Below are 1,620 nucleotides of genomic sequence, written 5' to 3' on the forward strand. Positions count from 1 at the left end.
GCGCCGCACTGCGCGAGATGGAGGAGCCGGCGAAGGCAAAAAACCACCTCAGGATCGTTGGAGGCCCTTCATGACCGCAACTGTCGATCCCGTGACGGATATCGACCTCGACGCCTATGTCGACGACCAGATCGACGTCACCCGCCGCATCGAGGTGGAGGCATTCTTGTCCGCTCGCCCGGAGGCGGCGGCGCGCGTGATGTCGGATCTCAGGACCCGCGATGAACTGCGCGTGGCGCTTGCCGGCTCCAAAGGCATGGCACGGCCCGCGACCGCCGATGCCGCGCGGCGGCTGGAGAGGGGGCTTGCCCGCGGCCGCATCTTCGGTGTGCTGCAGCGCGCCGCGGTGGTTGCTGTCTTCGTCGCCGCCGGGTGGCTGGCGAACGGTATCATCGGGCCGATGTCGGTGACCAAGGTCGTCGCCTCGCCGCAGCCGCCCGCCTATGTCGACGACGCAGTGCGGGCCCACAGGACCACGCTGGTGCGCGAGAGCATGCCGTCGCAGCCCGAGGCGCCCAATTACAACGCCGGCGAGATTCGCGCCGCGACCGCCATCGTCATGCCGTCGCTGCCCAAGGATTGGAAGGTCCGCGACGTGCAGATCTATCCGTCCCGCTTTGGTCCGAGCGTCGAGATGGCGGTCGAGACGAAAGACATGGGGCTGGTGTCGCTGTTTGCGATCCGGCCTGGAACCTTCGACGTTGTCAAGCCGACGATCGCGCCCTCGGGCGACATTTCATCGGCCTATTTCCAGATCGGCGATGTGGCTTATGCGGTGGTCGGACGAAGCGAGGTCCACGACCTCGACCGCGCCGCAGAGACGCTCGCCAAGACGCTCTACTGATCGATCCACAAAGGAGAACGCAAATGAACACCCCCAATCTGGGATATCGCGTCGGCGCCGGCGCCCAAACCGGAGCCGTCTTCGACGAGGGCCTGCGCCAGCATATGCTGCGCGTCTACAACTACATGGGTGTCGGCCTGGTGGTCACCGGCCTCGTCGCCTTCATGATCTCGTCGACGCCGGCGCTCTACGTGCCGATCTTCTCCAGCCCGCTGAAATGGGTGGTGATGCTGGCACCGCTCGCCTTCGTCATGCTGTTCTCGTTCAAGATGCAGACCATGTCCGCGGCGAGTGCCCAGGCGATGTTCTGGGCCTTCTGCGCGGTCATGGGCCTCTCGCTCGCCTCCGTGTTCCTGGTGTTCACCGGAACCAGCATCGCGCGCACCTTCTTCATCGCAGCCACCATGTTCGGCGCCACCAGCCTGTACGGCTACACGACAAAGCGCGACCTGACCCAGTTCTCGTCGTTCCTGATCATGGGCCTGATCGGCGTGGTGATCGCCAGCATCGTCAACATCTTCCTCGGCTCGACCGCGCTGCAGTTCGCCATCTCGGTGATCGGCATCGCCGTGTTCATCGGCCTGACCGCCTGGGACACGCAGACGATCAAGGAACAGTATGCCGAGAATTTCGACGCGGAATCGCGCCAGAAACTTGCCGTCTTCGGCGCCTTCTCGCTCTATCTGAACTTCATCAACATCTTCCAGCTGCTGCTGAATGTCACCGGCGAACGCGAATAACGACTATCCGCTGTGGGCAAGAGCGAGGGTTATTGC

The 1,620-nt window shown here is 63.9% G+C and carries 2 protein-coding genes; both read left to right on the forward strand.

What is annotated here, in order from left to right; translation table 11 throughout:
- Positions 1–70: 70 nt before the first annotated feature.
- Entirely contained in the window at positions 71–844 is a 774-nt protein-coding gene (locus EN991_RS35335) for an anti-sigma factor (RefSeq protein WP_013531511.1), read from the forward strand.
- Positions 845–867: 23 nt separating this feature from the next.
- Positions 868–1,584, forward strand: coding sequence for a Bax inhibitor-1/YccA family protein (locus EN991_RS35340; RefSeq protein ID WP_127370454.1), 717 nt, complete (start codon positions 868–870; stop codon positions 1,582–1,584).
- Positions 1,585–1,620 lie beyond the last annotated feature (36 nt).

Source organism: Mesorhizobium sp. M7A.F.Ca.US.005.03.2.1, assembly GCF_003997795.1.
In the GTDB taxonomy this organism is placed as follows: Bacteria; Pseudomonadota; Alphaproteobacteria; order Rhizobiales; family Rhizobiaceae; genus Mesorhizobium; species Mesorhizobium ciceri.

Coding starts and splice junctions, on each gene's coding strand:
- EN991_RS35340 (WP_127370454.1), top strand. CDS start 868: ATGAACACCCCCAATCTGGGATATCGCGTCGGCGCCGGCGCCCAAACC.
- EN991_RS35335 (WP_013531511.1), top strand. CDS start 71: ATGACCGCAACTGTCGATCCCGTGACGGATATCGACCTCGACGCCTAT.